The following is a 26,798-nucleotide window of genomic DNA, read 5'->3' as shown; positions in this document are numbered from 1 at the left end:
CACCCGTCAGCGCGCCGCCAAATCCTGACACCCTGTCAAAAACCTGGAAATCCCCATCAGGCCGCCAAACCCGCGTCAACATTGGCGATTACGCCCCAAATTGTCCAAAATCGCCACGACCTATGATATATCCGGGCTAGCCCTCCAGTGTCAGCCCGGTCAGGGACTTTCACCCTACTGTCAAAGAGCGCTCTCAGGCGCCCGGACCGCGCCGTTCACGGCGCTTCCGCGTCATCCAATCCCGCCCCGTCGAACTCCTCCAGCCCAACAGTCTGCCCAGGGTGCCATGGTTCGCACTGGCACCAAATCTCCCCACTCGGACGCGCCACCCGCATTCGACCACACACCCGGATGCGGCGTGAACGCCGCGCTCCGCAAAGCAAATTATTCATGAACCGGATCAGTATCGATCGAACTTCCGAACCATGAACCGCGCGGTCATGTTCCAATTCGTCGCCTTTGTCCCTCTCACAAGCGGGACGCGTTCGGAGCGCGGCTGTGCTGAAAGCCAGCCGCAGCGGGTTGTGGTTTCGACGCGGGAGGAGCAATCAACGAGCTCGGGCCAGGCAACGTTGCTGCGGCTGATCCTTCGGACACAGCCGCGCTCCGCCCGGACCGCGCCGTTCACGGCGCTTCCGCGTCGCCCAATCCCGCACCGTTGAACGCCTCCCACCGCACAGACTGCAAAGGGTGCCATGGTTCGCCCTTGCACCCAACCTCCCCCCTCGGAAGCTCCACCCACCATCGACCACACACCCGGATGCGGCGTGAACGCCGCGCTCCGCTCGGACCGCGCCGCGCCCTTCCAGCCGTGCGGCATGCATGCGCCGTTCGATGTCCACGGCCCGGCTCAGGCTTTTGCCCCAGCCTGCGCTCTCGGGTTGATCCAGCGAGTGGTCGACGTGGCCCGCTCCCTTCTCCTTGGGTTTCGGCGGTCAGCACGGTTCTGCCGCCCGCTTCGTGATGCACCGCATGTCTTGGATCCCCCATCCAAAGCATTGCCGTCTTCACTCCGTCTGGCATGCTGCGCGCGTGATCAACTTCGACGCGAATGCCACCGCCCCACTATGCTCAGCCGCGCGGGAAGCCTGGCTCGAAGCGGTCGATCGATTTCCGGGCAACCCGTCCAGCCAGCACCGGCTCGGCACTCGCGCCGAAGCCGCCCTCGAACAAGCCAGAATGGAATGGGCCGAAATGCTCGGCTGCGATCCCGGCCTCTTGATCTGGACCTCGGGCGCGACGGAATCCGCTAACCTCCTGTTCTATCACCTTGCCCAAAACGCACCCGCCAACGCCGAGCTCTGGCTCTCCCCCCTTGAACATCCCTGTGTCATCGCCGCGGGCTCACGTTCGTTTTCATCCCGAGTGAAGTTCGTCAGGGCTTCCCCCCAAGGCCGGATCGAACTGGACAGCTTCCGCCGGATGATCGAGACCACCGCGCCCAAGCCCTCCGCCCTGGCCTGCATGGCGGCCAACAACGAGACCGGCGTGCTCCAGCCGTGGACCGAACTCGCCGAGATCTGCCGGGAACACAAAGTCTACTTCGTCTGCGATGCCACCCAATGGATAGGACGCCATCCGGCTGCTGGCTTGGGGAGCTGCGATTTCGTCCTGGGCTCTGCCCATAAAATGGGAGGGCCGAAGGGGGCCGGTTTCCTTAAAATTGCGTCCACCTCACCGTGGATGCCTTTGGTGGTTGGAGGCCCCCAAGAATCGGGCCGGCGCGCCGGCACCGAGAATGTGGCCGCACTCCTGGCGATGACCGCGACCTTGCGCGAGCGCGAACTTCGCTTCCAACGGGGCGACCAGCTCTCCCTCGTGCAAGCCCGCGAGGCCTTCGAACACGCCCTGCCCAAGGCCGTTCCAGGAACCCGCATCGTCGGCTCCGATTCGCCGCGGCTCTGGAACACCGCCATGGCCCTCATGCCCCCATTGCCCGATTGTCAGCAACGCTGGGTGGTTAGACTGGATCGACTGGGCTTTGCCGTCAGCACCGGCTCGGCCTGCGCCAGCGGCAAGGAAAAACCCTCCCACGTCCTCGAAGCGATGGGCCTGAGCGCCGATACCGCCGCACAGGCGCTGCGGTTCAGCGTGACTTGGGAATCAGATCCCCACCACTGGTCCCAACTTCTGCGGGCGCTCGACACTCTCTGGACGACAGCCATACAGGAGGTTCATTCCCCCCAGCCATGAGCAAGGCCTTCACTCGAGAATCGGATGTTGAACGGGAGGAGTGGACGCCTCCCCCGCCGCCGTCACTTCCTCCCGGCGCAAAGAATTACATGACCCAGGCCGGAGCAGCCCGCCTTCGGGCGGAGCTCAGCCGGTTGCTGGAGGTTCGCCCGGATCTGGCGCGATCCCCGCATCCCGAAGACAAGGCAAAGCTCGAGAAATCGGACCGGCGGGCCCAAGTCTTGGAAACGATCCTCGCCCGCGTCGAAGTGGTCCCGCTCCCAAATTCCGAAGAGTCCCGGGTGCGCTTTGGCGCCCGGGTTGAGGTTCAATGGGAACGCGGCCCTCAAGAAACGTTTCGGATCGTGGGAGTGGAAGAATCCGATTGGGAGCGCAACGAAATCAGTTGGATCTCCCCGCTCGCGAGAGCTTTAATGAACCACCGAGCAGGCGACTCCGTTCACGTGAAACGCCCCGCGGGTTCAAGTTCGTTGATCATTCTGAGAGTCGCTTACAACCCGACCGCGCCGGAGGTGGGCCCATGATCCAGTTCCCAGAATGGACCGCGACGCGCTGGTGGAGGCTCGTCCTGGCCTGGTTGCCCTCATGCTGGCTCAGCCTGGATGCCCAACTTTCCACTCCCTCAAGCCCAACTCGCCGGGAACCCAGCCGCTACCAGTTTGAAACAGATGCTTCTGGAACCTGGTTCCGCGCCCCCGATGGATCCAAGTTTTTCTCCGTCGGAATTTGCTTCACCAATCCAGGCACGCGGCGGGAAGATTACGACGACGAAAACCCGAGCTACGCGGCTTGGCGATTCCATCCCACCCCCTTGGATTGGGCTCGACGAACCACCGAACGACTTCATCGCTGGAAGTTCACGACCCTCGGAGCTTGGAGCGATTTCGAAACCCTGAGCCCGGCCAGTTCAAACCGATTTCATTACACACCCGTCTTGCACGCAGGCTCCACCGCGGGAGCGCCATGGTGGGATATGTGGGATCCTGCGAACGTTCGCCGCATGCGCCAGGTGGCGCGGGACCAGATCGCCAAAGTTCAACCCAAGTCCCGCGTCATCGGCTATTTTTCGGACAACGAACTCGGATGGTGGAACGCCACGCTCTGGAAAATGACGTGGGAACATCCTCCGTCCAGCGGACAAAGGCGGCGGCTCGTGAATTTGGTCAAGGCTCATTATGCCGATGATTGGAAGGCGATGGTTCAGGATTTCGATCCTGAGAAAGCCTCCAACTGGAAAGAGCTGTCCCGGCGCGGCATGCTTTATCGCAAGCCAGGAGCCGGAGGCATCCGGGTGATGCGACGATTCCTGGGTCTGATGGCCGGCCGCTATTATGAGCTGATGCGTGAGGTGATCTTGGAAGCAGACCCCGGAGCGCTCTATCTCGGCGATCGATACCAATCCTTTTTCTATCCTGAAGTTGCCTCCGCCGCTTCCCGCCACGTGGATGCCATCTCGAGCAACCTCAACGCGCAATGGAATGACGGCAGTTTCTTGCGGAGTTATCTCGAAACGCTGCACGGGCTGACCGGAAAGCCGGTTCTCGTCAGCGAGTTCTATATGGCGGCAAAGGAGAACTCGAGCGGCAACCGCAACTCTCACGGAGTCTTTCCCGTGCAGCCGACCCAAGACCAGCGAACGTCCGCCGCCCGAAACACGCTCCAACTGCTGGCCAGGACCCCTTTCGTCGCCGGAGCCGATTGGTTCCAACTGTTTGACGAACCCAAGCACGGAAGATCCGACGGTGAGAACTATAATTTTGGCCTGCTCGACATCCATGACCGCGAATACGCGCTCAGCTCCGTGTTCCAAATGTTCGACCCACCCGCATTGCGCGCCTCGAAATCCACGCGCTTGGATGCCACCGGCGGAATCCCCCCCGCGCCGCCGCAACCCTTCGCCGACTTCCGCCCGCGCCACGCCCTGCTGCACTGGGATCGGGAACGGGGATACGTTCCTCCCGCTGAGAGCTCCGGGCTGTGCGATCTTTACGCGGCATGGAGCTCCGATGCTCTCTACCTTGGACTCTACTCCCTCGATATCGCGGAAGCCGCCTACTACCGCGATGGCTCGGTCCCCAAGGTCGATCGCGCCCTTTGGACGGTCGTGTTCAAGGGAAAACCCGTGGTTCGGGCCCGCATCGGTTCCGGACGCGAGCCACTGTGGAACGAGCCCCGGGTGGAAATCGAGAACGCCAGTGGACTCGACCACCAGGTTGGCAACATCGCCGCGCTGAGAATTCCAGCCGAATTGCTGGCTCACCCCCGCCTTGAAGCAGGCCAGCGCATCGAGATCGAGTGCTCCCTGGTCAACCATGCCGGAGCGGGTAAACATCGATGGACGCTGGCATTCCCGCTTTCCGATTAACTGAACTTGTTCCCCATCAAAACGTTAACTCATTGTTCAAAACGCTTGCCAAAGCGGAGACCATCCCTAGATTTATCCGCTTACTTGTTCGGCCAACACTATGATTTTTTCGGCATTTTCTTTGCTCGCGCTGGCGCCACCCCCGCAACCGGGGCAGCCTGCTCCTCCTTGGTGGGTGAACATGGTGCCCATGGTGATCATGATCGTGGTGTTTTACCTGATCTTGATCCGCCCCCAGCAAAAGAAAGCCAGGGAGCACTCGGAAATGCTCAAGAACTTGAAACCGGGTGACAAGGTCACCACCAGCGGCGGATTGGTCGGCGTGGTCGTGTCCGTCAAAGACCGCACGGTTTCCCTCCGTTCGGCCGATACCAAGATCGAGGTGCTCAAGAGCGCGGTGAACGAAATCACCGAACGCGCGTCCTCGGAAGCCTGATTTTACTTTCCCAACATGAATCGTAACAACACTTGGAAGTGGTTCCTGCTCATCTTTGTCACGCTCTTTTTCGCCAACGAGCTTTACCCGCCAAACGCGAAAAACCTCGTGGATGAATTCACGAACCGGGCCGCGAACGTGGACACCAACTTCACGTCCATCGTGAACCGGGCACGTGAGCTCGACAAAAAATCCCCCGAACGCGGTTACCTCAACTTGGTGGAAGCCATCGGCACGAACGACGTGCGCCCTTACTTCCCTAAAATCAAGATCGCCAACGAAAAAAACGCCACGCGCATCATCCTGAACTCAGTGCAGCAAACCGCCGCGGGCAAAATCAAGCTGGGCCTCGATCTCCAGGGCGGCACCTCCTTCCTGGTCGCCATGGACACCAGCAAACTGGGTGCCGAGACCGAGAAAAGTGTCGTCCTGGCCCAGGCCGTCGAGGTGCTGCGCAAGCGCGTGGACCGCTTTGGCGTTGCGGAGCCCCAAATTCAACCGGTCGGGACGGACCGCATTCTCATCCAATTGCCGGGCCTGTCCGAGGCCGAGTATGAGTCTGCCAAATCAACGATTGCCAAACCGGCCTTCCTCGAGTTTCGCCTGGTTCATGAGAATAGCGATGAATTGGTCCGTCAAGGCATCGGCGAGCCCGGTTACGAATTGCTTCGCGAGAAACGGGTGAACAAAGACGGAACCGAGAGCATCGTTCCCTATTTGGTGCGCAGGCGCGCCGAAAAACTGGCTGGGAAGAACGTCGACTCGGCCGGAGTGTTCATGGAGCCCATTTCCGGCAAGCCCGGCATCCATTTCACCCTGGACGCCGAGGGAGCCGAGGCCTTCGCGAAAATCACCCGCGAAAACGTCGGTCGCCAACTGGCCATCGTCCTTGATGGCGAGCTCTATTCCGCGCCCCGCATCAACGGCGAAATTCCACTGGGCAAGGGAGAAATCACCGGGTCGTTCACCGCTAACGAGGCTTTCGAACTGGCCAATGTGCTGGAGAATCCTCTGGAAGCACCCGTCTCTATCATGAACGAGCAGCGAGTGGAACCGACCCTCGGCAAGGATTCCATCGAAGGTGGCCTTCGCTCCGCCGTCATCGGCACCATCGCCGTCGCTCTCTTCATGGCCGTTTACTACATGCTCGCGGGGGTCGTGGCCAACATCGCCCTCGCCCTCAACATCGTCATCTTGATCGGTGCCATGTGCTCGGTGGGCACCACCCTCACCCTGCCTGGCATCGCCGGCATCGTGTTGACCATCGGCATGGCGGTCGATGCCAACGTGCTCATCTTCGAGCGCATCCGTGAGGAACTCGCCGCCGGCAAATCGCTGCGAGGCGCCATTTCCGCCGGCTATGACCGCGCGTTCGGCACGATCTTGGACTCCAACATCACCACGCTCATCGCGTCCTCACTTCTCATCGTCCTGGGATCAGGACCGATTCGCGGATTCGGCGTCGCCCTCACCATCGGCATCACGGTCAGCATGTTTACCGCCCTGATCGGCACCCGTGTCATCCTCGACTGGCTCTTCGACAAAGGCATGATCAAGAGCCTGAAAATGCTTTCGATCATCAAGGGTGGCAAAATCAACTTTCTGAAATATGCCAAGCCCGCCTTCCTCGTGTCCTGGACGCTGATCGCCGTCGGCATCGGCTTTGGATTGGTGCGCGGGGGCAAAGCCGTGGGCGTCGATTTCGCCGGGGGCGACCGCCAGACGTTCGCCTTCAGCCAAAAGGTCGAATTGGAGAAAATTCGTGAAACCGTGGTGAAACTCGGCGTCGGGGAACCTTCCATTGGCTACCAAAAGGACCTCGGGACCGGTTCGGAAACCCTCCAAGTCACCACGGCCGTCAACACCGCGGACAAGGTCAAAGCGGAGCTGCTTAAGGCCTTCCCGGACGCTCAATTCGTCATTCGAGCGAGCGACACCGTGGGCGGCGTGGTCGCCCAGGAGATTCTCAAAACCGCGCTGATCAGCGTGGTCCTCGCCCTGTTTGGCATCTTGATCTATGTCGCGATGCGCTACGAGTACTCCTTCGCCGTGGCCGCGGTCGTCGCGATCATTCACGATATCCTGATGACGCTGGGGTGTTACTTCCTGAGCGGGCGCGAACTCAACGGCCCCATGGTCGCGGCGGTGCTGACGATCATCGGGTTCTCCATCAATGACACCATTGTGATCTTCGACCGCATCCGCGAGGACCTCAAACTCGGTGTGCGGGGAACCTTCACCGAAATCATCAATCACGCGCTGAACCAAACCTTGAGCCGCACGATCATCACCTCCGGCACCGTGTTCATCGCCACGGGATCCCTGTTCATCTTCGGCGGCGGCGTCATCAACGATTTCGCCTTCACATTCCTGGTCGGCATCCTCACCGGCACCTACTCCAGCATCTACATCGCCAGCCCGATCGTGATCTGGTGGCACAAGGGCGAACGTCCGAAAGCCGCCGCTCAGGTGACTCTGGACAACTCCGTCACCGCCAAGGCCTGACCACGTCTCCGTTTTACGACGCCGCATGATGGCCGCGTTCGAAATCACTGCGTGGCACTACGCCGGTTTCGTCGGTGCCATCCTGATCTTTCTCGCGCTCGATCTTGGGGTGTTCCACAAAAAGGCTCATGTCGTTTCCTTCAAGGAAGCGATGGGTTGGACGACGCTTTGGGTTTCACTCGCCGGCGTGTTCGCGTTCGCCTGGGTGCGCCCAAAACTGGGCCACGATTCCGCGCTGCTTTTCATTTCGGGCTACCTGACCGAGCTCTCGTTGTCGATGGACAACGTGTTCGTCATCGCGCTGATTTTCACCTATTTCAAAGTCCCCACCCCGTATCAACACCGCGTTCTCTTCTGGGGGATCCTCGGAGCGTTGATCATGCGGGGTGTCATGATCTGGGCAGGCGTTGAGTTGATCCGCCACTTCCACTGGAGCCTCTATTTCTTCGGAGCCTTCCTGGTCTTCACCGGCATCAAGATGCTCTTCGCCGACGAGGATGGAGTCCATCCCGACTCGAATCCGGCGGTGCAACTCGTTCGCCGCTTCTTCCCCGTCTCGCCCGATTTTGACGGGGCCAAGTTCACCACGCTCACTTCGACCGGGAAAAGAGTGCTCACCCCCCTCGCCGTGGTGCTCATCATGGTGGAAAGCACCGATCTGGTGTTCGCCGTGGATAGCATTCCGGCCATCTTTGGACTGACCACGGATCCGTTCATTGTTTTCACCTCGAACGCTTTTGCCATTCTCGGCCTGCGTTCGCTTTATTTCGTCCTCGCCGGCGCCATTGCCTATTTCAAGTATCTCAAGATCGGCTTGTCGCTCGTGCTGGTCTTTATCGGAGTCAAAATGCTCATCGCTCCCCATGGCGGGAAAGAAGCAGGCGCCAAGAAGCTGTGGTTCCAAATCGAAATCTCGAGCGCACTCTCCCTCTCCATCGTCGCCGGCATCCTCATCCTCGCCATCCTCGGTTCGGTGGTCGCGGCTCGGATCCGCCCGTCCGGCAGCCGCCCTTCGCCGGATGACACCCAATCCTGAGTCCAGCGGCGAGGACGCGAAACCCTCGACCTCGATCTCGCGAGGGTTGCGTGAATTCGCCGCCAAACTTCCCGCCGAAGGAGCCCTGTCCATCGCCGAAATCCTGGCGCAAACCGAAGGCCAGGGCTTGCGCGTTGCCATGATCGTGCTGAGTCTTCCGTTCCTGACCCCAATTCCCCTGCCCGGCCTGAGCACCCTCCTGGGCCTGGTCATCGGCTGGCTCGCCCTCATGACGATCCTCCAACGACGATCCCGCCTCCCGGATTATCTGGCGCGCCGACGCTTGAGCGTGGGCGTGCTCCGCCCCGTGCTGCGCGCCAGCGCCGGGCTCCTGGCACTCATGGAAAAAATCGTCCGACCGCGCTTGCCGGTGGTGGTTGTCTCGACCTGGGGCAACCGGACCATCTCCGCCTTCTTAATCCTCGCCAGCGTGGTTCTCACCTTGCCGTTCCCCCCCTTGGTGCCCATGACCAATGCGTTGCCCGCTTATGCCATCTTGATTTTGGCCACCTCCACCATGGTTCAAGACGGATGGATGGCCATGGTCGGATGCCTCCTCGCGATCCTTGGGGCCGGCTATGCCGTCGCCATCTATCTGGGCTCCGCCGCCCTCCTGGTTCGGATCTGGGATCCCCTTCTCGAATGGTGGAAAGGATTATTCGAGTGAACAAACGCTGGATCCTGCCCAAGATCCCGGACGAGGACGTCGCCGCGCTTTCCGGCACACTCAACATCCCACCTTTCCTCGCAAGGTGTCTCTGGCAGAGAGGACAACGAACCTCCGAAGAATCCGGGCGGTTCCTTTCCCCGCGCTTGCGAGAATTGGGCGACCCTTTCGCTCTCCCCGACATGGACCGAGCCGTCAACCGCCTGTTCGAGGCGCTTGCCGAGGGGCACCCTGTCGTTATTTTCGGCGATTACGACGTCGATGGCGTAACCGCCACCGCGCTGCTGTTCGAATTCCTCAGGGATCATGGCTGGAGAGCCGCCACCTACCTCCCCCATCGTCTGGACGAAGGTTATGGTCTCAGCGTTGAAGGCGTGGACAACTGCCTCGAACGGCATCCTTGCCGCCTCCTGCTCGCCGTGGATTGCGGATCCTCCTCCGCCGACGTCATCGTCCAACTCCAAGCGCGCAGCATCGATGCCATCGTCCTCGATCATCATCAGCCCGGCACCCCGCCACCCTCTCCCGTCGCTTTCGTCAATCCACAACGGCTCGAATCTTCCTCCCCGTTGCGCGACCTGTGTTCAGCGGGACTCGCGTTCAAGTTGATCCATGCGTTGGTCAAGGAGGGGCGGCGGCGGGAAGACGCGCGTTTCGTCAAAACCGATGTCCGCCTGACGCTCGACCTCGTGGCTCTGGGCACCGTCGCCGACTTGGTCCCCCTCACCCGGGAAAACCGCATCCTGGTGTCGAACGGACTGGAACGACTCCGAGCGACCCCCCGGGAAGGCGTTCGATCCTTGATCCAAGTCTCTGGAGTGCGCTCGAGCCTCGGAGTCTCCGAGGTCGCTTTTCAACTCGCCCCCCGGTTGAACGCGGCAGGACGCATCGAACAAGCCGGGGCCGCACTGGACTTGCTCCTCACCCGCGACAAAGCCAACGCCTTCGAGCTCGCGACCGGACTCGACCTCTGCAATCAAGAGCGGCAACGGATCGAAAAACTCATTGCCACCGAGGCCGTGGAGCGAGCCCGCCGGGAAATGGTCGATGGGCAAACCTGGTTCATCGTGGTCGGCGATGCCTCGTGGCATCTGGGCGTGGTCGGCATCGTCGCTTCACGAGTTCTCCGTGAATTCCACCGCCCCGCCATCGTGCTGGGAAGCGATGGCGAAAACTGGAGAGGTTCCGGCCGCAGCATCGAGGGACTCGATCTTTCCCTCGCACTGCGCGAATGTTCCGACCTCCTCATCCGCAGCGGCGGACACGCCATGGCGGCAGGACTCACCATCCACCCCTCCCAGGTGGACGCGTTGCGGATCAGACTGAACCACATCGCGCAATCACGCGTCACGCCCGAGCAATGGACCCCTTCACTCCTGCTGGATGCCATGGTCACCTCGCGGGAGATCACTTTGGAAAACTTGGATTGGATCACTCGGATGGAACCTTTTGGCCAAGGAAATCATGCCGTCCGGCTTTGCCTGCAGGGAGCGCGTCTCTCCCGAACGCCCATGCGGGTAGGCCGCGATAATCGGCACCTCAAATTCCAGGTCACGGATGGTTTGGGATCGCCCCTGGACGCCATCTGGTGGAACGCGCCTCCGGCGTTGCCAAATCTCGATCGCTTCGACATCGCCTTCACCCCCTCGGTTAATGAATATATGGGGCGCCGTTTGCCCCAATTGAGCGTGCTCGATCTTCGCCCGAGCGCAGATGCCTCCTGACCCGGTGCATCCCGAAGATGTCTGTCGTGTGGCGCTGGCTGCCCAGCCTGCCGTATCGCCGGCGGCCCGTCGACCCGGCGGGTGAAGAAAGAGGTCCTTCCATGCTCTCCACGCGCCGGGTTCCCTTCGTCGCCCCGCAGGCTGGGCAGCCTGCGAAACAGCAGACAGGGCTGTCTGCGTTACCACGACAACCCGGCCACCGACAACCTCGGCATGCACCACTTCTGATGTGCATCTTCGGCGCGTCCTTGACGCCTTCTCGATGGGTCTCGTACGCTGACGGGCATGACCCCCATGCCGGCTCCGGCCCGATTCGGCTCGATCTTGAGATTCATCGGTCCCGGTTTGATTCTCACTGCCTCGATCGTGGGTTCCGGAGAACTCATCATGACTCCGAAACTGGCGGGGGAGGCAGGATTCGAACTCCTCTGGCTGATCGTCCTCGGTTGTATCATCAAGGTCTTCGTGCAGGTTGAACTCGGGCGTTACGCCATTTGCACCGGCCAGACCACCCTGGAAGCATTGGATTCCATCCCCGGTCCAAGATGGAAGGTGTCCTGGCTTGTTTGGCTGTGGATTCTGATGTTTATCGCGCTCACCTTTCAGGTGGCGGGCATCGTCGGAGGCATCGCCCAAGTGCTCGGCAGCGCGGGCTTCACCATGCCCGGCCGCCTGATCGCCCTGTTCGTCGGCGGGTCATGCGCGGTCCTGCTTTTCTTCGGGCGGTATCGCCTGGTGGAAAACCTTTCGACCTTCATGGTGGTGGCCTTCACCCTGGCCACCCTTGTGGCCCTGGGCGCGCTTCAATGGACTGATTATCGCATCTCGGCCGCGCAGGTAATTTCCGGTTTCCAGTTTGAATTGCCCGACAAGTTCGCCACCGCTTTCGCCGCATTCGGCATCATCGGCGTGGGCGCGTCGGAGCTGATTTACTACCCGTATTGGTGCCTTGAAAAAGGATACGGAAAGTACGTGGGCCGGAACGATGGCAGCGCCGAATGGAACACCAGGGTACAAGGCTGGCTGAAGGTCATGCGTAGCGACGCGTGGATTTCCATGATCATCTATACCGTGGCCACCGCCGCTTTCTATCTGCTGGGCGCCGCCGTTCTCCACGCGAAAGGACTGAAAGTTTCGGACAAGGGCATGATCGACACGCTGGCCCGCCTCTATCTCGATAGTTTCGGAACCTGGAGTTTTTATCTGTTTCTCTTTGGCGCCTTCAATGTCCTCTACTCGACCGCCTTCGTCTCGACGGCCTCCAATTCACGTTTGTTGATCGATGTCGCCGGACTCTTCCGCGTGCTGGATCTGACGCGTCCGGGCTCGCGCGAGCAGGCCATCAAGTGGGGATGCATCGTCTTGCCCGCGATTTCAACCAGTTTGTTTCTCGTGTGGGAAAAACCAGTAACCTTGGTCCAAGTCGGGGCCGTCGCTCAAGGTGTGATGCTCCCGTTTCTGGCGGTCGCGGCGCTCTATTTTCGCTACCGGCGCATTCCCGGACCCGCGCTCCCCGGCCAGGCTTGGACTCTTTGTGTCTGGATCTCCGTGTTGGCCACGACCGCAGCCGGCCTCTACCAGATCTTCGACACTTTGTTCAAAAAATAGGGAGAATCCGCTATTTTCGCCACGTCGACAGGATCTCCCAAGCTTGGTAGCGCGAGCGGTGGATCATCCCCCGCTCCACTCCGACCTCGACGCTGCGCTGAGTCCCGGCGGGCAAAATCAAATGGGTCAACACGGTCTCCCCGTCGTTCGCAAAAACTTCAATCGAAGACGAATCGACAAACAGCGTCAGCTTGAGCTCGCCGTCTCGAACCGTCACGGGTCCCTCAAAAACCCCTGAAAACTTGGGGTGAAAAGCCACGTTCCCGGAACGCGCACGATCCAGCGCCATGCGTTGTTGGCCGAGATCGAATCGAATCACGGTCTTCTCGTTCGGCCCCGTGTGAAAGGTCAGATGGAACACCGCATCCGCGCTCGGACGCAGTACCGCATCTAGCTCGAAACCGCTCTGCATCACCGGCTCGATCCGTGAGAGCGAAACATTCCCTTCCAAGGGACCAAGGGTTTGTTTCCTCGATAATCCTCTCCAGCGCTGAAGCTCCTTCACCGGACGCTGGAGCAGCATCCATTGCCCCTCCTCATGACGGAGAGTAAGGGATCTCGGTATCGTCATGGCCGAACGCCATGGAGTTGTGGGCACATCGTTGGCGTATTCCCAATTGCTCATCCATCCCAGCCAAAGCCGCCGTCCATCCCGACGCGGCACGTCGCTCCACGAAACCGCCGCGTAAAAGTCCCTCCCATAATCAGCCCAAAGCGCGTCCTTTGTCTCGGAAACGAACTCGCGTCCATTGAATTCGCCTATGAAGTATTGGCAACCCGAGCCCCCAGCCGGAGCGCCCGATCCGACATTGACGATCAACACCCATTTCGAACCGCGGCTCCGGCCCTCCACGGGCAGTGGGAACAAATCGGGACATTCCCAAATACCCTGAGTCGAGCCCGCCGGACCGAAATCGCTCAAATGGCTCCACTCCTTCAAATTCGGCGAACTATAGAATCGAACCTTCCGTTGAACGGGCCAGGAAACCACCACGACCCATCGCCGCGTGGATTCATGCCAGAACACCTTCGGATCTCGAAAATCCTTCTCGCCCAAATCCAACACCGGATTGCCGTGGTACTTGGTCCAACTCCGCCCGCGATCGTTGCTGTAGGCGATCTGCTGGTTCTGCAATGGCTTACCCGTGTAGTGCCCCGTGTAAATCGCAACCAACGGCGGAACACCTCCTTTTCCGAATCCGCTCGTGTTGTTTCTGTCCACCACAGCGCTCCCGGAGAAAATCATGATCCCATCCTCCTCGTAAAGAGCCACGGGAAGGTGCTCCCACCGGACCAAGTCGCGGCTCAGCGACTCGTAACGTTTCCAAATGCTCGTCTCGGGCGCCGGAAGCGACCGGGAAACCGGCCGCGGGTTCATCTCGATCTTCCAGATGCGATAGCCGCCTTCCTGCACCTCCGGCACATGTCCCGTCACGAGCCACTTCGAATCGGGCGAAACGCTGATCCATGCGATCAAAAACGGCAATTGTTCGTGATAAACCACACGCCGGGTCGCCAGATTCCAGATCATCAAGGATCGGTCCTCGCTGCCCGTGACCAACTGGCGTCCGTCGCCCGTAAATTCCAAGGCCACCACGGCGCCAAGTTGTCCCCCCAAGGCGCCCAAGGATTCCCCGCTGCGCCCATCGAACAACTCAACCCCGCGTTCCCAATCCGTTACGGCCAACGTCTCCCCATCCGGGGAAAACCGGGCATCTGCAGCCGATTGGCTCATCAAGGGAATGAGCTGTTGCCGTCGCAAATCCCACAGAAATGAACCCTTGGCGGAAGCAATCACCACGAAAGGTGTCGAAATCGAAGCGAAAATGGCATCCGCTTGCAGATCCTCCGGGGGGTGCGCCACTCGGTCGAACCGCCCGTCCCACGCCTGCACTCTGGAATGTTGGTCGATGGACACCACCCAATTGCCATCCTCCACCAGTTTGGAATCGATCCGGTGAAAATGATTGGAATTCAACAGAAAGGAGGCCAGCTCCTTCGGAGCCGCTGGCACGGTCATGTCCCAGACGCGAAGCTCACCCGTATGCTCCCAGGAAATCACCCGCGACGAATCCCTCCACGCAATCACCTGGGAAGGAATTCGCGCCACTTCCTTCCGGTCGTGCAAGTCCCAGATCAACGTCTCGTCCAATCCGAAACTCGGCTCCCAATATCGATTGGCATTCAACAGGGCGACGTGCCGCAGGTCGGGACTGAACACCGGAGACACCCCGGCCTGGCCGATCAATCGATGAGGAACTTCCAGGTAGGGCGATTCCACGCTCGCCTGCAAATCGAGGCGTCGCACGGTGTGGTCCACGCTCGAAGTCAGGATAAACCGATCCTTCTCAACGAAGGCCAGCCCGGTGATCCGGCCCGTGTGCCCGCTCACACGATGCAGGGTGGCTGAAACCTTGCCTCGTTCAGAAGCCGGCAGAAGCAGGAGAACCTCGCCGGAAGTGGTCGCCGCCAGCGTGCGCCGGTCCTGGGATAACGCCAGTTGAACATCCTTGCCCGGTAGGCCCGAAATCTCAAAGAGCTTGCTCCGGGTTTCAAGGTCGTAGGCCTGCGCCATGCCAAATCGCGAAGTGCGTAGGAACAGCCTCGCCTGATCCGCCAGCAAGCTGGAAGGAGTTTGGTTTTCCCCCCTGATGATTTCCACACCGGCTTCCGCGCCCGTGCGCCACTCAGCCGCCGAGCCCAGATCCCCGGCCACTCGCAATGCCTTGTCCTGGCTCGTCCAGCCGAGCGCAAATCCCGCCAGGTCCAATCGTTTGATCCTTCGTCCGGTGGCGACGTCATACACGCTGACGCCGCGCTGAGACTCGCCTTCACGCGACTCCATTTCAGCGGCCGCCAACAGCGAACCCTGGGAGGAGAACTCCACCCGCCGGCAGTCGTTCGATGTCAGCCAACTCGCCTCACCCGTGGTCACATGAACTCGAAGCAAACCTCCCGACGACGCCGCCGCGAGCTGCTGTCCCATGGGATCAAACCGGATCTGCCCTGACCTCCCGTCATTACGATGAGGCCATTCCCCCAACGTTCGGCCTTGTCCGTCCAGGAGCGCTACTCCCCGGGATGTGAGAATGGGGACGCGTTGCCCGTCCGGCCATGCGTCCATCGAAATCACCGGTTCCGGAGCGGCATGGAGAATCCGCCCGCCCCAGGATGCAGACCTCGCCCGCAACAACCCCCACTCCAGCCCTCGCAGATCGTCGTCCGGCCCCGCGGACTTCCAGGACTCCATCACGCCCGCGAAGCGAGGTCAACGCTTCGGAGGCGGGTTTGGAAGGCGCCGCGCGAAACAACGGTGGAGCTTCCTCGTGCACAATGGAATGAATCAAGGCGGGTAGCGTCTCAGCCTCAAAGGGGACGCGGCCTTCGATCAATTGCCACAACAACACACCCAGGCTCCAAACATCGCTCCCCACGGTCACGGAAGCCTGCTTGCCTTGCACTTGCTCGGGGGCCATATAGGCCGGAGTCCCAATCAGGTGTTCCCCAATCGTAATGGTCGCCTCCTGCTCCGTCCAACGAGCCAGTCCGAAATCGGTGACGAACGGATTGCCTTCATCATCCATCAAAATGTTCCCCGGCTTTAAATCCCGGTGAATGATGCCTCGTTGATGGGCGTAATGAACCGCGCGAGCGATCTTCAACACCAGTTCAACCCGTTCGCGCACGGACCTCGTGAACGAGGGTCCTTCATGCGTTTGGCCAGAGTGGTCCCGGGAATGTAGCGCATGACGAGATAGCGCGCTCCATCGCGTTCCCCAACCTCGTACACAGGAGCGATATGCGGATGATCCAGCTGGCTCGCCAGTTCGGCTTCCCTCAAGAAAAACGCGACCCGCCTCTCGCTGGCCTCCCGCCCTCCCTTGATGAACTTGACCGCGACCTCCTTTTTCAAGCTGAGCTTGCGGGCACGAAAAACGACGCCCATGCCGCCCTCCCCAATCTTCTCGATCAAAACGTAATCACCAAACGCCTTCGAGGATCCGGAATCCGCCTGACTTCCCTGGGAAATCCAATCCTCCATTGGGACGGTGGATTGATCCCAGGACGAGGACTCTGGTTCCGGCGGCGACCGGAGGACACACGGCACGCAAAGACCCAGGGCCGAAAGCGGCGTCCCACAATGGGGGCAAGGCGTCGTGGGCGTGGAATTCACAGGGCGCTATTCTCGCGAATACGCCATCAGAAGGGCCTGCAACTCCTCCTCGGGATCGTCCTCGGGGCCGAGGTGCCGTTTCACCTCCCGCCGCAACTGCACATTCAATTCCGTGCGGATCCGCTTGAAATTCTGATAAATCAAATCCGCGCTGATCCCCAGGCGGGCCGCGAGGTCTTTCATCGTCTCCGCGGGTGGATGAGCGGTCAGGTAAGGCAGCAGGATCGGGATCTGCGCTTCAATCCGGCTGCCTTCGAAACGCGATTTTACGTTCTCGATCGACCTGCCGACCAGGATTTCCGCCACTTTGCGGTCGAACGCGCTCACGGCGGCGTCTTCCGGTTGCGGGTAATCCTCATTGTCCTCCAATGCGACCAAAAGCCGTTCCCGCTTCCGTTCCTTCCATTTGTTTCTCAAAAAATTCCGCAAGGCGCCGGAAAGATAATTCCGAAATTTTCCCTTCGCCGGGTCCACGCGGCGCAATGAATCCTGATGCAAAAAATCCGCCAGAAATTCATTGGCCAATTCCGCGGGGTCACCCGGGACTTCCTTCATCCATCGCAGGAAGGCCTCAATGGCCGGCAAATAGATCCGGCACAACTCCTCCAAGGCATGGCGGGACTGCGGATGCGCATCACTGTTGATGACCGCAATCTGAGTCCAATGCGTGGCCGGAAAAAAAAGCCCGGCGTTGTTGGGGTTCCAAATCTGAACCGGTGTCATCGGAAGGCACGATGCAAGGAAACCACAAACCCGGTCCCATCGCAAGGGGCCCGGCGGCGTCCTGATCCCTGGACAAACAATTCATGGCCACGCATTCTTCCTCATGAAACTGCGCCTCCTGTCATCATCCCGTCCATCCGAGCCCTGCAAGTCCGGTGGGCACAAACCTCCAAACATGTCCGTGGATGGCCTCGGGAACTGTCCCCGTGGCGGACTCCTTTAGCCTCGCTCCAACGCGCTTGGTGTGCCAGGCTCCCCGGCGCATGGAATCCACCGAATCGTTCAAGGTTTGGGCTTGTGACAACATGGTTTATGGCCCCATCGACCTCGACACCTTGAAATCCTGGGTGCAGGACGAACGTGTTCTCCCTTCCACCTGGATCCATGTTCAATCCGCGGACGACTGGTGCCCGGCCAAGCGCATCGCGGCGCTGGAGCCTCACTTCGCCCACTCGCAAGCGCCCGAGGGATCCTCCGAGCCTCCTTCCGCCGCCCACGACGCCCGCCCGGATGAACTCCGTTCTTTTCCCCTGTTCTCCAGCCTTTCGAACGATCAACTCGAACAGTTCCTGCGCTTTTGCCAGGTTGTGCGCTGTTCGGACCAGGAAGTATTCATTCGCCGGGGCGATCCCGCCGACGGCGTGTATTTCGTCCTCGAAGGCACGGTCCGCGCCAGGCTGATGATTGGCATGGACGACAAAACCCTGGCGGAAATCCCGAGCGGCGAGTCCTTCGGAGAAATGGCCATGTTCACCCAAAGCGCAAGATCCGCGGACATCGTAGGTCAGGGTCAGGCCCGCCTCTTGAGGCTGAGCGCCGAGGCGTTTCATCTGATGACCCGTGAACTCCCCGCCATCGCCTGTCCCATTCTCGTCGGCATGGCCAAAGCGCTCTCCTCTCGAATCGCGGAAGATAATGTCCGCCTCCGACGCGACGTCGCGTCCTCCTTCCTCTGGCGATAACGGGACCACGGATCCGGCCGCCATTGGTTCTAATGCGCTTTCAAGAGGAGCTTCAGCCGCGCCGGAATTTTTGGCGCTGGCGGGGCGCGAGCCAGGAGCCTATCCGAGCGGGTCTGTAACTGCCGAGCGACAAAACCGGCGCCGAAACGAACGAGCGAATGACGAGCCCCTTGAAAGCACATGGGATTTAGCCAACAAAAGCCAGCAAGCCGTCCCGAATAGCCTCCGCCATTCTCAGCAAGTACGCCGGTTGCGAGATCAGACGCGACTCCCGGTAATCACTCAGGAAGCCGCCCTCGACCAGGACCGCCGGCACCGGCGCCTCGCGCAACACCGCGAATCGCTGCCGCTTCACCCCCCGATCTTCCGCCCCTAAGGTCCGGACCAATCCGCGCTGCAACTCAAACGCCAACCGCACGTTTGCAGCATCGTGCCGGTTGCCGGAATACCCCGTTCGCGTCGAAGCCACGCGTTCGTTGGTGGACGGATGGCCCGCCGGAGTCAGGGCGTAAGTTTCCACTCCTCGCACTTCAGCTCCGATCCGAGGCACGGCATTGAAATGGAGCGAAACCAAAATATCCGCTCCCGCTTTGCGCGCCAGCACCGGACGGATCTCAGGCTCCAGATAGCGGTCCGATTTTCGCGTGAGCACGACACGGAACCGGCTCTTCTCAAGCAAAGGTTTGAGGGTCAGCGCGAGTTTGAGTGTGAGCTCTTTTTCGAGCAGTCCGAAATGACGGTTCCCGGGATCCTTGCCGCCGTGCCCCGGGTCCACACAGACGGTGGCCAAGGAACTTCCCGGACCACGGGCGCCCCGTCCGGCGGGAAACAGCAAAGGCATCATTACCTTGGCCAGATCCCCTGTCGCAATCCACAACCGTTCGTCCATGAGGGCAATGGGATAAGACAAGTAACACACCACGCCTCGAATGGTGATCTTCCTGGAATCGATCTCGCCCGAAAAGTTCCCGCGGGTTCCCTGTCCCAAGACCTCGAAACGCTCTGCCGAGCGCTGCCAGTTCAACCGCATGCTCCGCGCGCTGGCCCAGGATCCGAGCTCGATGCGTTCCGGACCTGTGGGGAAAACTTTTCCAGCCCCGCTGCCGGACGCGGCAAAAAGATCCCGGGCTCCCCATAAACAAAGGGCCGGTAACAACCGGCATAGTTCTCGGCGGGTCACGCCCTCACGATGAATCCGTCCCCAGGGCTTTTCAAGCCGCCGCAGGCTTGGAGCCTGAAACTCCGTGTACCCCGATGTTGTTGGTAGGGCGGGACTGTCCCAGCCCGCCTCCCACGGGATGTAAAACATCATGCTCCGGCGGCGCGCCGGGACGGACGCGCCCTACCTGCATCACCGGAAACATCATGATGCACCGCCTCAAACTTGATGCATCAACAAGCAGGACGCCGAGCTCAGTTGGTGAATCTTCTGCACGATGTCACCCAGCGATTCGGCCATGAAATCGTAGTGACCCCGTCCGTTCCATGGGGATTTCAAAAGCAACGAGGTCGCCCCCACCTGACGGGCAGCGTGGGCATCCTGCCACTTGTCGCTGACCACAAAGGATCGCTCCAAATCGAGATGCCATTTGAACGCGGCTTCGATAAACAATCCCGAACCGGGCTTGCGGCACGTGCAACGGTCGCCATCGTCGTGCGAACAAACAAAAATATCGTCCAACGGCAGCTTTCGCCTCAGGGCCGCGTGCATCCAATCCAATTCGCGCCGGGATAAACATCCCCGCGAGATGCCGGGCTGATTCGTGGTGGCTATCAACAGGAATCCTGCCTGCTTGAGCTCCCCCAAAGCCGTGACGGCCTCGGGATTGATTTGAAACTGCTCCATGGTCGTCGGAATCACCTGGGTGTTTCCCTGGGTCCGTGTAAGATTCAACACTCCATCACGTTCGAAAAATATTGCGGCTTTCATGCTGCCAACCCCTGAAGCAAGAAGGAGGCCGAGTTCGATTCACGTTCGGGCCGAGTGGATTTTCCGATGATATCCAGGGTCCAACCCTCTCTTCACCGTCAGCCCCCGTCGCTTTTGCAAGCATTGAGAAAAACGCTTTGAGAATGTGGTTGGGCGTCGCTTTCAGACTGGCCCCGCGCCTTCGCTGGCTCTAACCTCCGCCCGTTCCGAGATCCATCTATGCAAACCCGCCGCTCCTTCGTTCGCGCCGTGTCCGGCAGTGCCGCGCTCACCGGCCTGGCCGCCCTCGGGCCCGTCGCTGCCCCAGCCGCCGCCGCTCCCGCGGCCAGCCCAGGACGCATGAAATTGGGCACCGTAACCTACAACCTTGCCAAAGATTGGGACATCGAAACGATCATCAAGCGCTGTTCTGAAGCGAAGTTCCAAGGGGTCGAACTCCGAACCACCCATGCCCATAAGGTCGAGGTCAACCTCTCGTCTTCCCAACGTTCCGAAGTCAAAAGACGCTTCGCCGATTCCCCCGTCCAACTCTGGAGCCTGGGCAGCGCTTTCGATTATCACACTCCCGACCCGGCCACACTCGCCGCCGATATCAAAGCCACCAAGGAATACATTCAGTTGGCCCATGACGTCGGCGCCACCGGTGTCAAAGTCCGCCCCAATGGCCTTCCCAAAGAAGTTCCCCCCGAAAAAACGCTCGAACAAATCGGGCGCTCCCTCAAAGAACTCGGCCAATTCGGACACAACCTCGGTCAAGTCATCCGCCTGGAAGTTCATGGAACCGGCACCAGCCTGCTCCCCAATATTCGCAAAATCATCGACGCGGCCGATCATCCAGCGGTGGGCGTTTGCTGGAACTCCAACCCAACCGACCTCCTCGGGGACGGATTCGACGCGAACTTCAATCTTGTTCAACACAAGATCAATGCCGTTCACATGCGCGACCTGTTCCTGGAGGACTATCCCTTCCGCACCCTGCTGCGTCGGTTGAACGAAATCGGTTACACCGGCTTTTGTCTGGCGGAAATTCCGGATTCTCCCGACCCTGTCCGGATCATGAAGTATTTTCGCGCGCTCTGGCTCGCCTACCAAACCTAGGGTCCAACCCTCTCCTCCATCCCCATGATCGCTGGAGTCGTCGAAGGATTTTACGGACGCCCCTGGAATGCCCGCCAACGCCACCAACTGTTCGGTTGGATGAAGGAAGGCGGGCTGAATACGTATCTCTACGCGCCCAAAGATGATCGCAAACACCGGTCCCGCTGGCGCGAAGAGTATGACACCGGACAAGAAGCCGAACTGGGCGCTCTCCTGCGCGACTGCCAACGCCACCAGATCGACTTCGTCTATGCCATCGCGCCAGGCCTCGATATCCGCTTCACCTCGGATTCGGATCGGACAGCTTTGGAGTCGAAGCTGGTTCAAATCGCCCGGCTCGGGGTCCGCCGATTCGCGCTGCTCTTCGACGACATCCCGGCGGTCCTCCATCCTGAAGACCAGGCTCGTTTCCCTTCCCACGCTCACGCCCAATCCGAAACCGCCAACCGGCTGCGCGAAGCCCTCCAAAGGATCTGTTCGGACAGCTCCCTTTGGTTTTGCCCCACCGAATACTGCGGACGCATGGCTGGGAATCGTCCCGCCGATTCCCCTTACCTTCGCGTGCTGGGCGAGCGTTTACACCCGGAAATCGCCATCTTCTGGACCGGGCGTGAAATTATCGCGGAAACCCTTGGTGGGCCTGAAATCGAGGAACTCGCCCAGGTCTTGCGCCGAAAACCCCTGATTTGGGACAATCTTTGGGCCAACGATTACGATGTGCGCCGCGTCCACCTCGGGCCTTTCACCGGTCGGGACGCCTCCCTGGCCCATCGTTGCTCAGGAATTGTCATCAACCCGAACTGTGAGTTTGAAGCGAACTTCATGCCGATCATGACTTTTGCCCGATGGTGCGCCAACCCATCCTCTTACCAACCGGACGAGGCCTTCACCGAAGCCGCCACCGCATGGACCCGGCTCTTCAACGCCGGCAGCCGCCACGAAATTTCCGCGGAGGACGTGTCATGGCTGGCCGAGCATTTTTACCTGCCTTATCAACCCGGCCCGGCGGGTCGCGAACTTTGGCAGTCCATCGAGCAAGCCCTGCACGCCCCCTCGCCCGTGAACCCCGCCACCCGTTCCAAGCTCGAACGCACGCTGCAGCGGCTCACGGAGATCCAGCAGAAATTGGGAGAACTCGAGAACCGCGACCTGTTGCTGGCGCTTTATCGTCCCGTGTGGGATCTGAAAGAATGCCTCCTTTTCCTGACCCAGTATCTGGCCTGGAGGGATGCGGATGGACAAAGCACCTTCACTTCCGCCGACCACGCGCCGGAATTGCTCCGCGGGGGTCTCATCGCCGCCCTTCAGTCCTGCCTGAATCGCGGACCCGACGGTTCAGTAGCCGTCAACCCAGCGCGTTTCTTTCCCGGCACGGCCGGAACCGCTTGATCCCCTCCGCGCTCACCATGGCTGATCCTTGCCCAAGCTACCGCATCCGTGCCGCCCGGCCCGACGACCGTCCGGCCACCTATCGCGTCTGCTTGGAAACCGGGGACGCCGGGCGGGACGGCACTTCCCTGTTCCAAGATGATCCGGAGGCTCTGGGGCGATTTTATGTCGGTCCCTACTTGCAATTCGAACCGCGTCTCGCCTTGGTGCTGGAGGATGACACGGGAGTCTGCGGCTACGCGCTTGCAGTTCTGGATTCGCGTCCCTTTTACCGCCGCTTCGAAGAGGAATGGCTGACTGAACTCAGACGGCAATTTCCGGAACCTTCAGGCGATCCCACCACCTGGACCCCCGCCCGGAAAATGCACTGGGAGTATCATCATCCATCCATCCACCTGCCCAAGCCCTACGCGCACTATCCCTCCCATCTCCACATCGACCTCATGCCCCGCGCCCAAGGGCATCGCCTCGGAGTTCGGATGATGGACATTTTGCTTGGCGAGCTTCGACGGCTCGGTTCGCCCGGAGTCCATCTGGCCATGCATCCCGGAAACCACCGCGCCCTTCATTTCTACGGCAAACTTGGCTTCACCGAGCTCATCCGCACCGGGGCGGGCGACTCCGCGACATTATATCTCGGCCTCCGATTCGCGGCATGAAATCTTCCGCCTCTTCCCAAGAATACGTCTTTGGCATCGACGGGGGTGCCACTTACAGCTTCGGCGTTGCCGTCACGCTGGAAGGCAAAGTCATCGCCCGTGCCCAATCAGGCTCGCTCAATTTTCTCGGCAGCCCCCTGGCCGCCACCCGGAGGAATCTCCATGATCTGGTCCGCAATCTCGACAGCCAGCTCCCGCTCGGGCGCACGCTGGTGGGGGCGGTCATCGGCTCCGCCGCCCTTTTCGCCGAGGCGCCGCCGGACCAAAAACTGAAACTTTGCCAGGGACTCATCCCGTCGGATCGTACCCGGCTCGTCAGCGATTGCATGACCGCCTACGCCGGTGTCTGCCTGAACCGGCCCGGTGTCCTGATCATCAGTGGAACCGGATCCGTGATCCTCGCGAAGAGTGATGCCGGACGTTTCTTTCAAACCGGAGGCTGGGGACATCTCCTCGGAGACGAAGGCAGCGCTTATTGGGTCGCCGTCCAGTCCATCCGTGCCGCGATCGCCGCGCTGGAGGGACGGGGGCCTGAGACGGCGCTGGTTTCGGATATCTCCCGCTGGTTCCAAGTGCGCGATCTCAGCGACATTGTTCCAATCATTCACCGGCAGGATTTCAACAAGGAGAAAATGGCCGCGCTCGCGGGCTACCTCTCCACTCAGGCGGATACCGATCTCGTCTTTCAAGAAATATGCCGCGACGGGGGAAAGAGCCTGGGCGACCTTGCCCTTTACGCCATCCACGGCGCGGAACTGAAACTCGATCCGGTACCGGTGTATTTTAACGGCAGCGTGCTCCGCAAGAATGCCCGGGTTCGGGAGGCGTTGATCGCACGCATGGAGGAACACTCGGGAATCCTCGTGATGGAAGGCCATCTCGCACCCATGCTGGGCGCCGCCGCGATGGCGCTGGTGGATGCCGGGATTACCCTCACTCCCGAAGTCATCCAAAACCTGAAGGAATCGTCACCGCCCTTTCCCCCGCCCGGGGCCACGGCCGAGTCCCTCTCCCCTCAGGTCACCTGAGACCGATCCTCGGGTCCACGCGACCCACGCTCGGGAATCACCATCCCGTAACCCATGAGCACCTCAACCCTTTCCCATCATGACTGAAAACAACGGAATCGATCGCTTCTACCACGCTGTCCTCGCCCAACTCGAGAAGGTGCGCCAAACCCAGGCCGCCTCATTGCAAACCACGGCCGAATGGCTCGCCCAGGCGCTTGTGGCGGATCGCTGGCTCTATGTGTTCGGCACCGGGCATTCACACATGCTCGCCGAGGAGGTTTTTTACCGCGCCGGAGGACTTGCCCGGGCCGCGCCTATCCTCGATCACCGGCTGATGCTTCATCACGAAGCCATCCAAGCCACCTATGTGGAGCGGGAAACCGGTCTGGCGGATCGCATCCTGGCTTCCTATCCTGTTGCACCCGGGGACATTCTCATCGTCGCATCAAATTCCGGACGCAACGCGGTTCCCATCGAGATGGCTTTGCGAGGCAAGGAATTGGGACTCCGAACGATTGCCGTCACCAACATGGAACAGTCGCAGGCTTGGCCCTCCCGGCACACTTCCGGCAAACGCCTTTTCGAAGTTTGCGATCTGGTGTTGGACAATTGCGGAGTGTCGGGCGACGCCTGCCTGGATTTCCCCGGCCTGCCTGGACGGGTGGGTCCCATGTCAAGTCTGACCGGCTTGTTTCTCATCAACGCCATGGTCGTCGAGGCGATTCGACTGGCGCTCTTGAAGGGAACCTGTCCGGAAATTTACATCAGCAGCAACACCAACGGTGACGCCCACAATCACCAGTTGCTGGAAAAATACCGCGGACGACTGCGCCATCTCTAAAACTCCTCCCGTCCAGAAGGGTGCTAAGTGCTTGCAATCAGAGGAACGAATCAGCAGTCTGCCTGCTCTTGTTGCGGAAGTCCCCGAAACTCGGTTGCTTTGGGGAGGTCCGCGCACCCATACATGGCTAAGGAAGAACCAATCGAACTCGTAGGTACGGTCACACAGGTGCTTCCCGGCACCATGTTCCGCGTCGCGTTACCCACCGGACATGAAGTCCTGGCCCACATTTCCGGAAAAATGCGCAAGAACTTCATCCGGATCAGCGTCGGCGACAAAGTCAACGTCGAGATGTCACCCTACGACCTCGGCAAGGCCCGCATTACCTTTCGCCATTCTTAGCCCGCCTATCTTCGTGCCCCTTCCGGCCAGTCCCTGGGCTCGGTTCGCCGTCGCGAGCCCGTTCGTCTGGTAGGGCACGCCAATCCGGGCCACACCAGGCGCGTTTCAAATTCGGCGAAGCCTCGCCGAGACACTTCCTATGGCCTAGCCCGCATATTTCATGCACGGGACGCCCGGTGAGGACACCGGGCCTACAAACACGGAGGCAGTCGCGATTGTAGGCCGCGTGCCCTCACGCGGCGCACTGTCGCGGATTCAAGCTCAGTATGAAATATCCGGGCTAGGCGTAGATCCCACCCTCGCAACCGCCCCCGGCGCATCCAGAGGTTGTCGGTGACCGGGTTGTCGTGGTCACGCAGACAGCCCTGTCTGCTGTGGCGCACGCTGCCCAGCCTGCGGGGCGACGAAGGGAACCCGGCGCGTGGAGAGCATGGAAGGGTCTCGTTCTTCACCCGACGGGCCGCCGGGCAGTCGGCGAGATAAGGCAGGCTGGGCAGCCTGCGCCCCACGACATACAACTGATACGGTTTCTAAAGTTATTCATCCGCGGGCGAGGAGAGCCAGGAACAGCTTCGGCATTCACGGACCGCCCTCGAATCCAACTTCAGCGGATTGATCCCCCGGCCGATCTATGCCATAAGACGGGCCGTGTGCCGGTATGCCAGCGGCATTTCCGACGCTGCTCACCCCAAAATCCACCGACCAACTCCAACCATGAAATCCCTCCTCCAATGGTATTGCTCCTTTGCATCACGTTGGATTCCTCGAACCGCCGGTTTTCTGTTCCTCACGGCCATGCTCGGAGCACACGCTCAAGAGCATCCGACCATCGTCGATGTCCCCAACCAAGCCATGTTCTGGAACTCCACCAAGATGATTCCCGTCATCGTGGGAACCAATCCTGCCGTGGCCGGCACTTGGACCGTGTCCGCCTCGTCGTCGGACACCACGATCGTTCCCAATGAAGCCGCCAACCTGTTCGTGAGCGGCAGTGGCACCAATCGCCTCATCTTTGTGCGCCCCACACTGAACCGTTTCGGCAAAACCACGATCCGCATTCTGGCCCTGGACAGCTTGGGACGCCAGACCAACGACGTGTTCACGCTTGATGTGCGCGTGACCAATGCCCCGCCTGT

22 protein-coding genes and 1 pseudogene are annotated in these 26,798 nt (G+C 60.4%); 17 read left to right on the top strand and 6 right to left on the bottom strand.

Translation table 11 applies throughout. The annotated features are described in order from the left end of the window. Positions 1 to 960: 960 nt before the first annotated feature. The 9 genes from FJ404_14390 to FJ404_14350 all read left to right on the top strand — a co-directional run bounded on the left by FJ404_14390 (position 961) and on the right by FJ404_14350 (position 12,534). Positions 961 to 2,193, top strand: coding sequence for an aminotransferase class V-fold PLP-dependent enzyme (locus FJ404_14390; GenBank protein ID MBM3824050.1), 1,233 nt, complete (start codon positions 961 to 963; stop codon positions 2,191 to 2,193). Further along, positions 2,190 to 2,717 (top strand): transcription elongation factor GreB, encoded by a 528-nt coding sequence (locus tag FJ404_14385; protein ID MBM3824049.1) that lies wholly within the window; start codon positions 2,190 to 2,192, stop codon positions 2,715 to 2,717. The genes FJ404_14390 and FJ404_14385 overlap by 4 nt, the downstream gene beginning before the upstream one ends. Then, positions 2,714 to 4,558, top strand: a complete 1,845-nt coding sequence (locus tag FJ404_14380; GenBank protein MBM3824048.1) for a hypothetical protein — start codon at positions 2,714 to 2,716, stop codon at positions 4,556 to 4,558. Before FJ404_14385 ends, FJ404_14380 begins: the two co-directional genes overlap by 4 nt. A gap of 100 nt (positions 4,559 to 4,658) precedes the next feature. Beyond that, a complete protein-coding gene (gene yajC / locus FJ404_14375) occupies positions 4,659 to 4,994 on the top strand; it encodes a preprotein translocase subunit YajC (GenBank protein ID MBM3824047.1) in 336 nt (111 codons plus the stop codon). A gap of 15 nt (positions 4,995 to 5,009) precedes the next feature. After that, a complete protein-coding gene (gene secD, locus FJ404_14370) occupies positions 5,010 to 7,499 on the top strand; it encodes a protein translocase subunit SecD (GenBank protein ID MBM3824046.1) in 2,490 nt (829 codons plus the stop codon). A gap of 25 nt (positions 7,500 to 7,524) precedes the next feature. Then, positions 7,525 to 8,535, top strand: a complete 1,011-nt coding sequence (locus tag FJ404_14365) for a TerC family protein (protein ID MBM3824045.1) — start codon at positions 7,525 to 7,527, stop codon at positions 8,533 to 8,535. Continuing rightward, positions 8,519 to 9,202 carry an exopolysaccharide biosynthesis protein gene (locus FJ404_14360; GenBank protein MBM3824044.1) on the top strand — a complete coding sequence of 228 codons (684 nt, stop codon included), beginning with the start codon at positions 8,519 to 8,521 and terminating at the stop codon, positions 9,200 to 9,202. Before FJ404_14365 ends, FJ404_14360 begins: the two co-directional genes overlap by 17 nt. Then, on the top strand, positions 9,067 to 10,926 hold the full coding sequence (gene recJ, locus FJ404_14355; protein MBM3824043.1) for a single-stranded-DNA-specific exonuclease RecJ: 1,860 nt from the start codon (positions 9,067 to 9,069) through the stop codon (positions 10,924 to 10,926). The genes FJ404_14360 and recJ overlap by 136 nt, the downstream gene beginning before the upstream one ends. A 285-nt stretch (positions 10,927 to 11,211) precedes the next feature. After that, entirely contained in the window at positions 11,212 to 12,534 is a 1,323-nt protein-coding gene (locus FJ404_14350) for a divalent metal cation transporter (protein MBM3824042.1), read from the top strand. Between the two features lie 10 nt (positions 12,535 to 12,544). On the opposite strand, the gene FJ404_14345 is transcribed toward FJ404_14350, so the two are convergent. The 4 genes and pseudogenes from FJ404_14345 to FJ404_14330 all read right to left on the bottom strand — a co-directional run bounded on the left by FJ404_14345 (position 12,545) and on the right by FJ404_14330 (position 17,431). Further along, the gene (locus tag FJ404_14345) at positions 12,545 to 15,787 is read right to left on the bottom strand and encodes a hypothetical protein (protein ID MBM3824041.1); all 3,243 of its coding nucleotides are present in this window, start codon (positions 15,785 to 15,787) and stop codon (positions 12,545 to 12,547) included. Further along, a pseudogene (locus tag FJ404_14340) lies at positions 15,555 to 16,301 on the bottom strand (serine/threonine protein kinase). The gene FJ404_14345 and the pseudogene FJ404_14340 overlap by 233 nt, the downstream one beginning before the upstream one ends. Continuing rightward, on the bottom strand, positions 16,193 to 16,576 hold the full coding sequence (locus tag FJ404_14335; protein MBM3824040.1) for a hypothetical protein: 384 nt from the start codon (positions 16,574 to 16,576) through the stop codon (positions 16,193 to 16,195). Before FJ404_14335 ends, FJ404_14340 begins: the two are co-directional and overlap by 109 nt. A gap of 138 nt (positions 16,577 to 16,714) precedes the next feature. Further along, a complete protein-coding gene (locus FJ404_14330) occupies positions 16,715 to 17,431 on the bottom strand; it encodes a sigma-70 family RNA polymerase sigma factor (protein ID MBM3824039.1) in 717 nt (238 codons plus the stop codon). A gap of 185 nt (positions 17,432 to 17,616) precedes the next feature. Here FJ404_14330 and FJ404_14325 point away from each other — a divergent pair, with 185 nt between their 5' ends. Further along, positions 17,617 to 18,393 carry a cyclic nucleotide-binding domain-containing protein gene (locus tag FJ404_14325; GenBank protein MBM3824038.1) on the top strand — a complete coding sequence of 259 codons (777 nt, stop codon included), beginning with the start codon at positions 17,617 to 17,619 and terminating at the stop codon, positions 18,391 to 18,393. 187 nt (positions 18,394 to 18,580) lie between these two features. On the opposite strand, the gene FJ404_14320 is transcribed toward FJ404_14325, so the two are convergent. Further along, entirely contained in the window at positions 18,581 to 19,705 is a 1,125-nt protein-coding gene (locus tag FJ404_14320) for an N-acetylmuramoyl-L-alanine amidase (GenBank protein ID MBM3824037.1), read from the bottom strand. Between the two features lie 66 nt (positions 19,706 to 19,771). Continuing rightward, entirely contained in the window at positions 19,772 to 20,323 is a 552-nt protein-coding gene (locus FJ404_14315) for an HAD-IIIA family hydrolase (GenBank protein MBM3824036.1), read from the bottom strand. A 339-nt stretch (positions 20,324 to 20,662) separates the two neighbouring features. Here FJ404_14315 and FJ404_14310 point away from each other — a divergent pair, with 339 nt between their 5' ends. The 7 genes from FJ404_14310 to FJ404_14280 form a co-directional block, all read left to right on the top strand. Further along, positions 20,663 to 21,421, top strand: a complete 759-nt coding sequence (locus tag FJ404_14310) for a sugar phosphate isomerase/epimerase (protein MBM3824035.1) — start codon at positions 20,663 to 20,665, stop codon at positions 21,419 to 21,421. A 24-nt stretch (positions 21,422 to 21,445) separates the two neighbouring features. After that, the gene (locus tag FJ404_14305) at positions 21,446 to 22,810 is read left to right on the top strand and encodes a hypothetical protein (protein MBM3824034.1); all 1,365 of its coding nucleotides are present in this window, start codon (positions 21,446 to 21,448) and stop codon (positions 22,808 to 22,810) included. A gap of 17 nt (positions 22,811 to 22,827) precedes the next feature. Further along, a complete protein-coding gene (locus FJ404_14300) occupies positions 22,828 to 23,469 on the top strand; it encodes a GNAT family N-acetyltransferase (GenBank protein ID MBM3824033.1) in 642 nt (213 codons plus the stop codon). Then, positions 23,466 to 24,497 (top strand): hypothetical protein, encoded by a 1,032-nt coding sequence (locus FJ404_14295; protein MBM3824032.1) that lies wholly within the window; start codon positions 23,466 to 23,468, stop codon positions 24,495 to 24,497. The genes FJ404_14300 and FJ404_14295 overlap by 4 nt, the downstream gene beginning before the upstream one ends. Before the next feature lie 79 nt (positions 24,498 to 24,576). Continuing rightward, entirely contained in the window at positions 24,577 to 25,320 is a 744-nt protein-coding gene (locus FJ404_14290) for an SIS domain-containing protein (GenBank protein MBM3824031.1), read from the top strand. 123 nt (positions 25,321 to 25,443) lie between these two features. Beyond that, the gene (gene infA, locus FJ404_14285; GenBank protein ID MBM3824030.1) at positions 25,444 to 25,662 is read left to right on the top strand and encodes a translation initiation factor IF-1; all 219 of its coding nucleotides are present in this window, start codon (positions 25,444 to 25,446) and stop codon (positions 25,660 to 25,662) included. 714 nt (positions 25,663 to 26,376) lie between these two features. Continuing rightward, a partial coding sequence (locus FJ404_14280; protein MBM3824029.1) for a hypothetical protein occupies positions 26,377 to 26,798 on the top strand: 422 nt, incomplete at its 3' end.

The organism is Verrucomicrobiota bacterium, assembly GCA_016871495.1.
In the GTDB taxonomy this organism is placed as follows: Bacteria; Verrucomicrobiota; Verrucomicrobiia; order Limisphaerales; family VHDF01; genus VHDF01.
The sequence above is the reverse complement of the archived record's forward strand: the minus strand, read 5'-3'. Positions and strand labels throughout refer to the sequence as shown.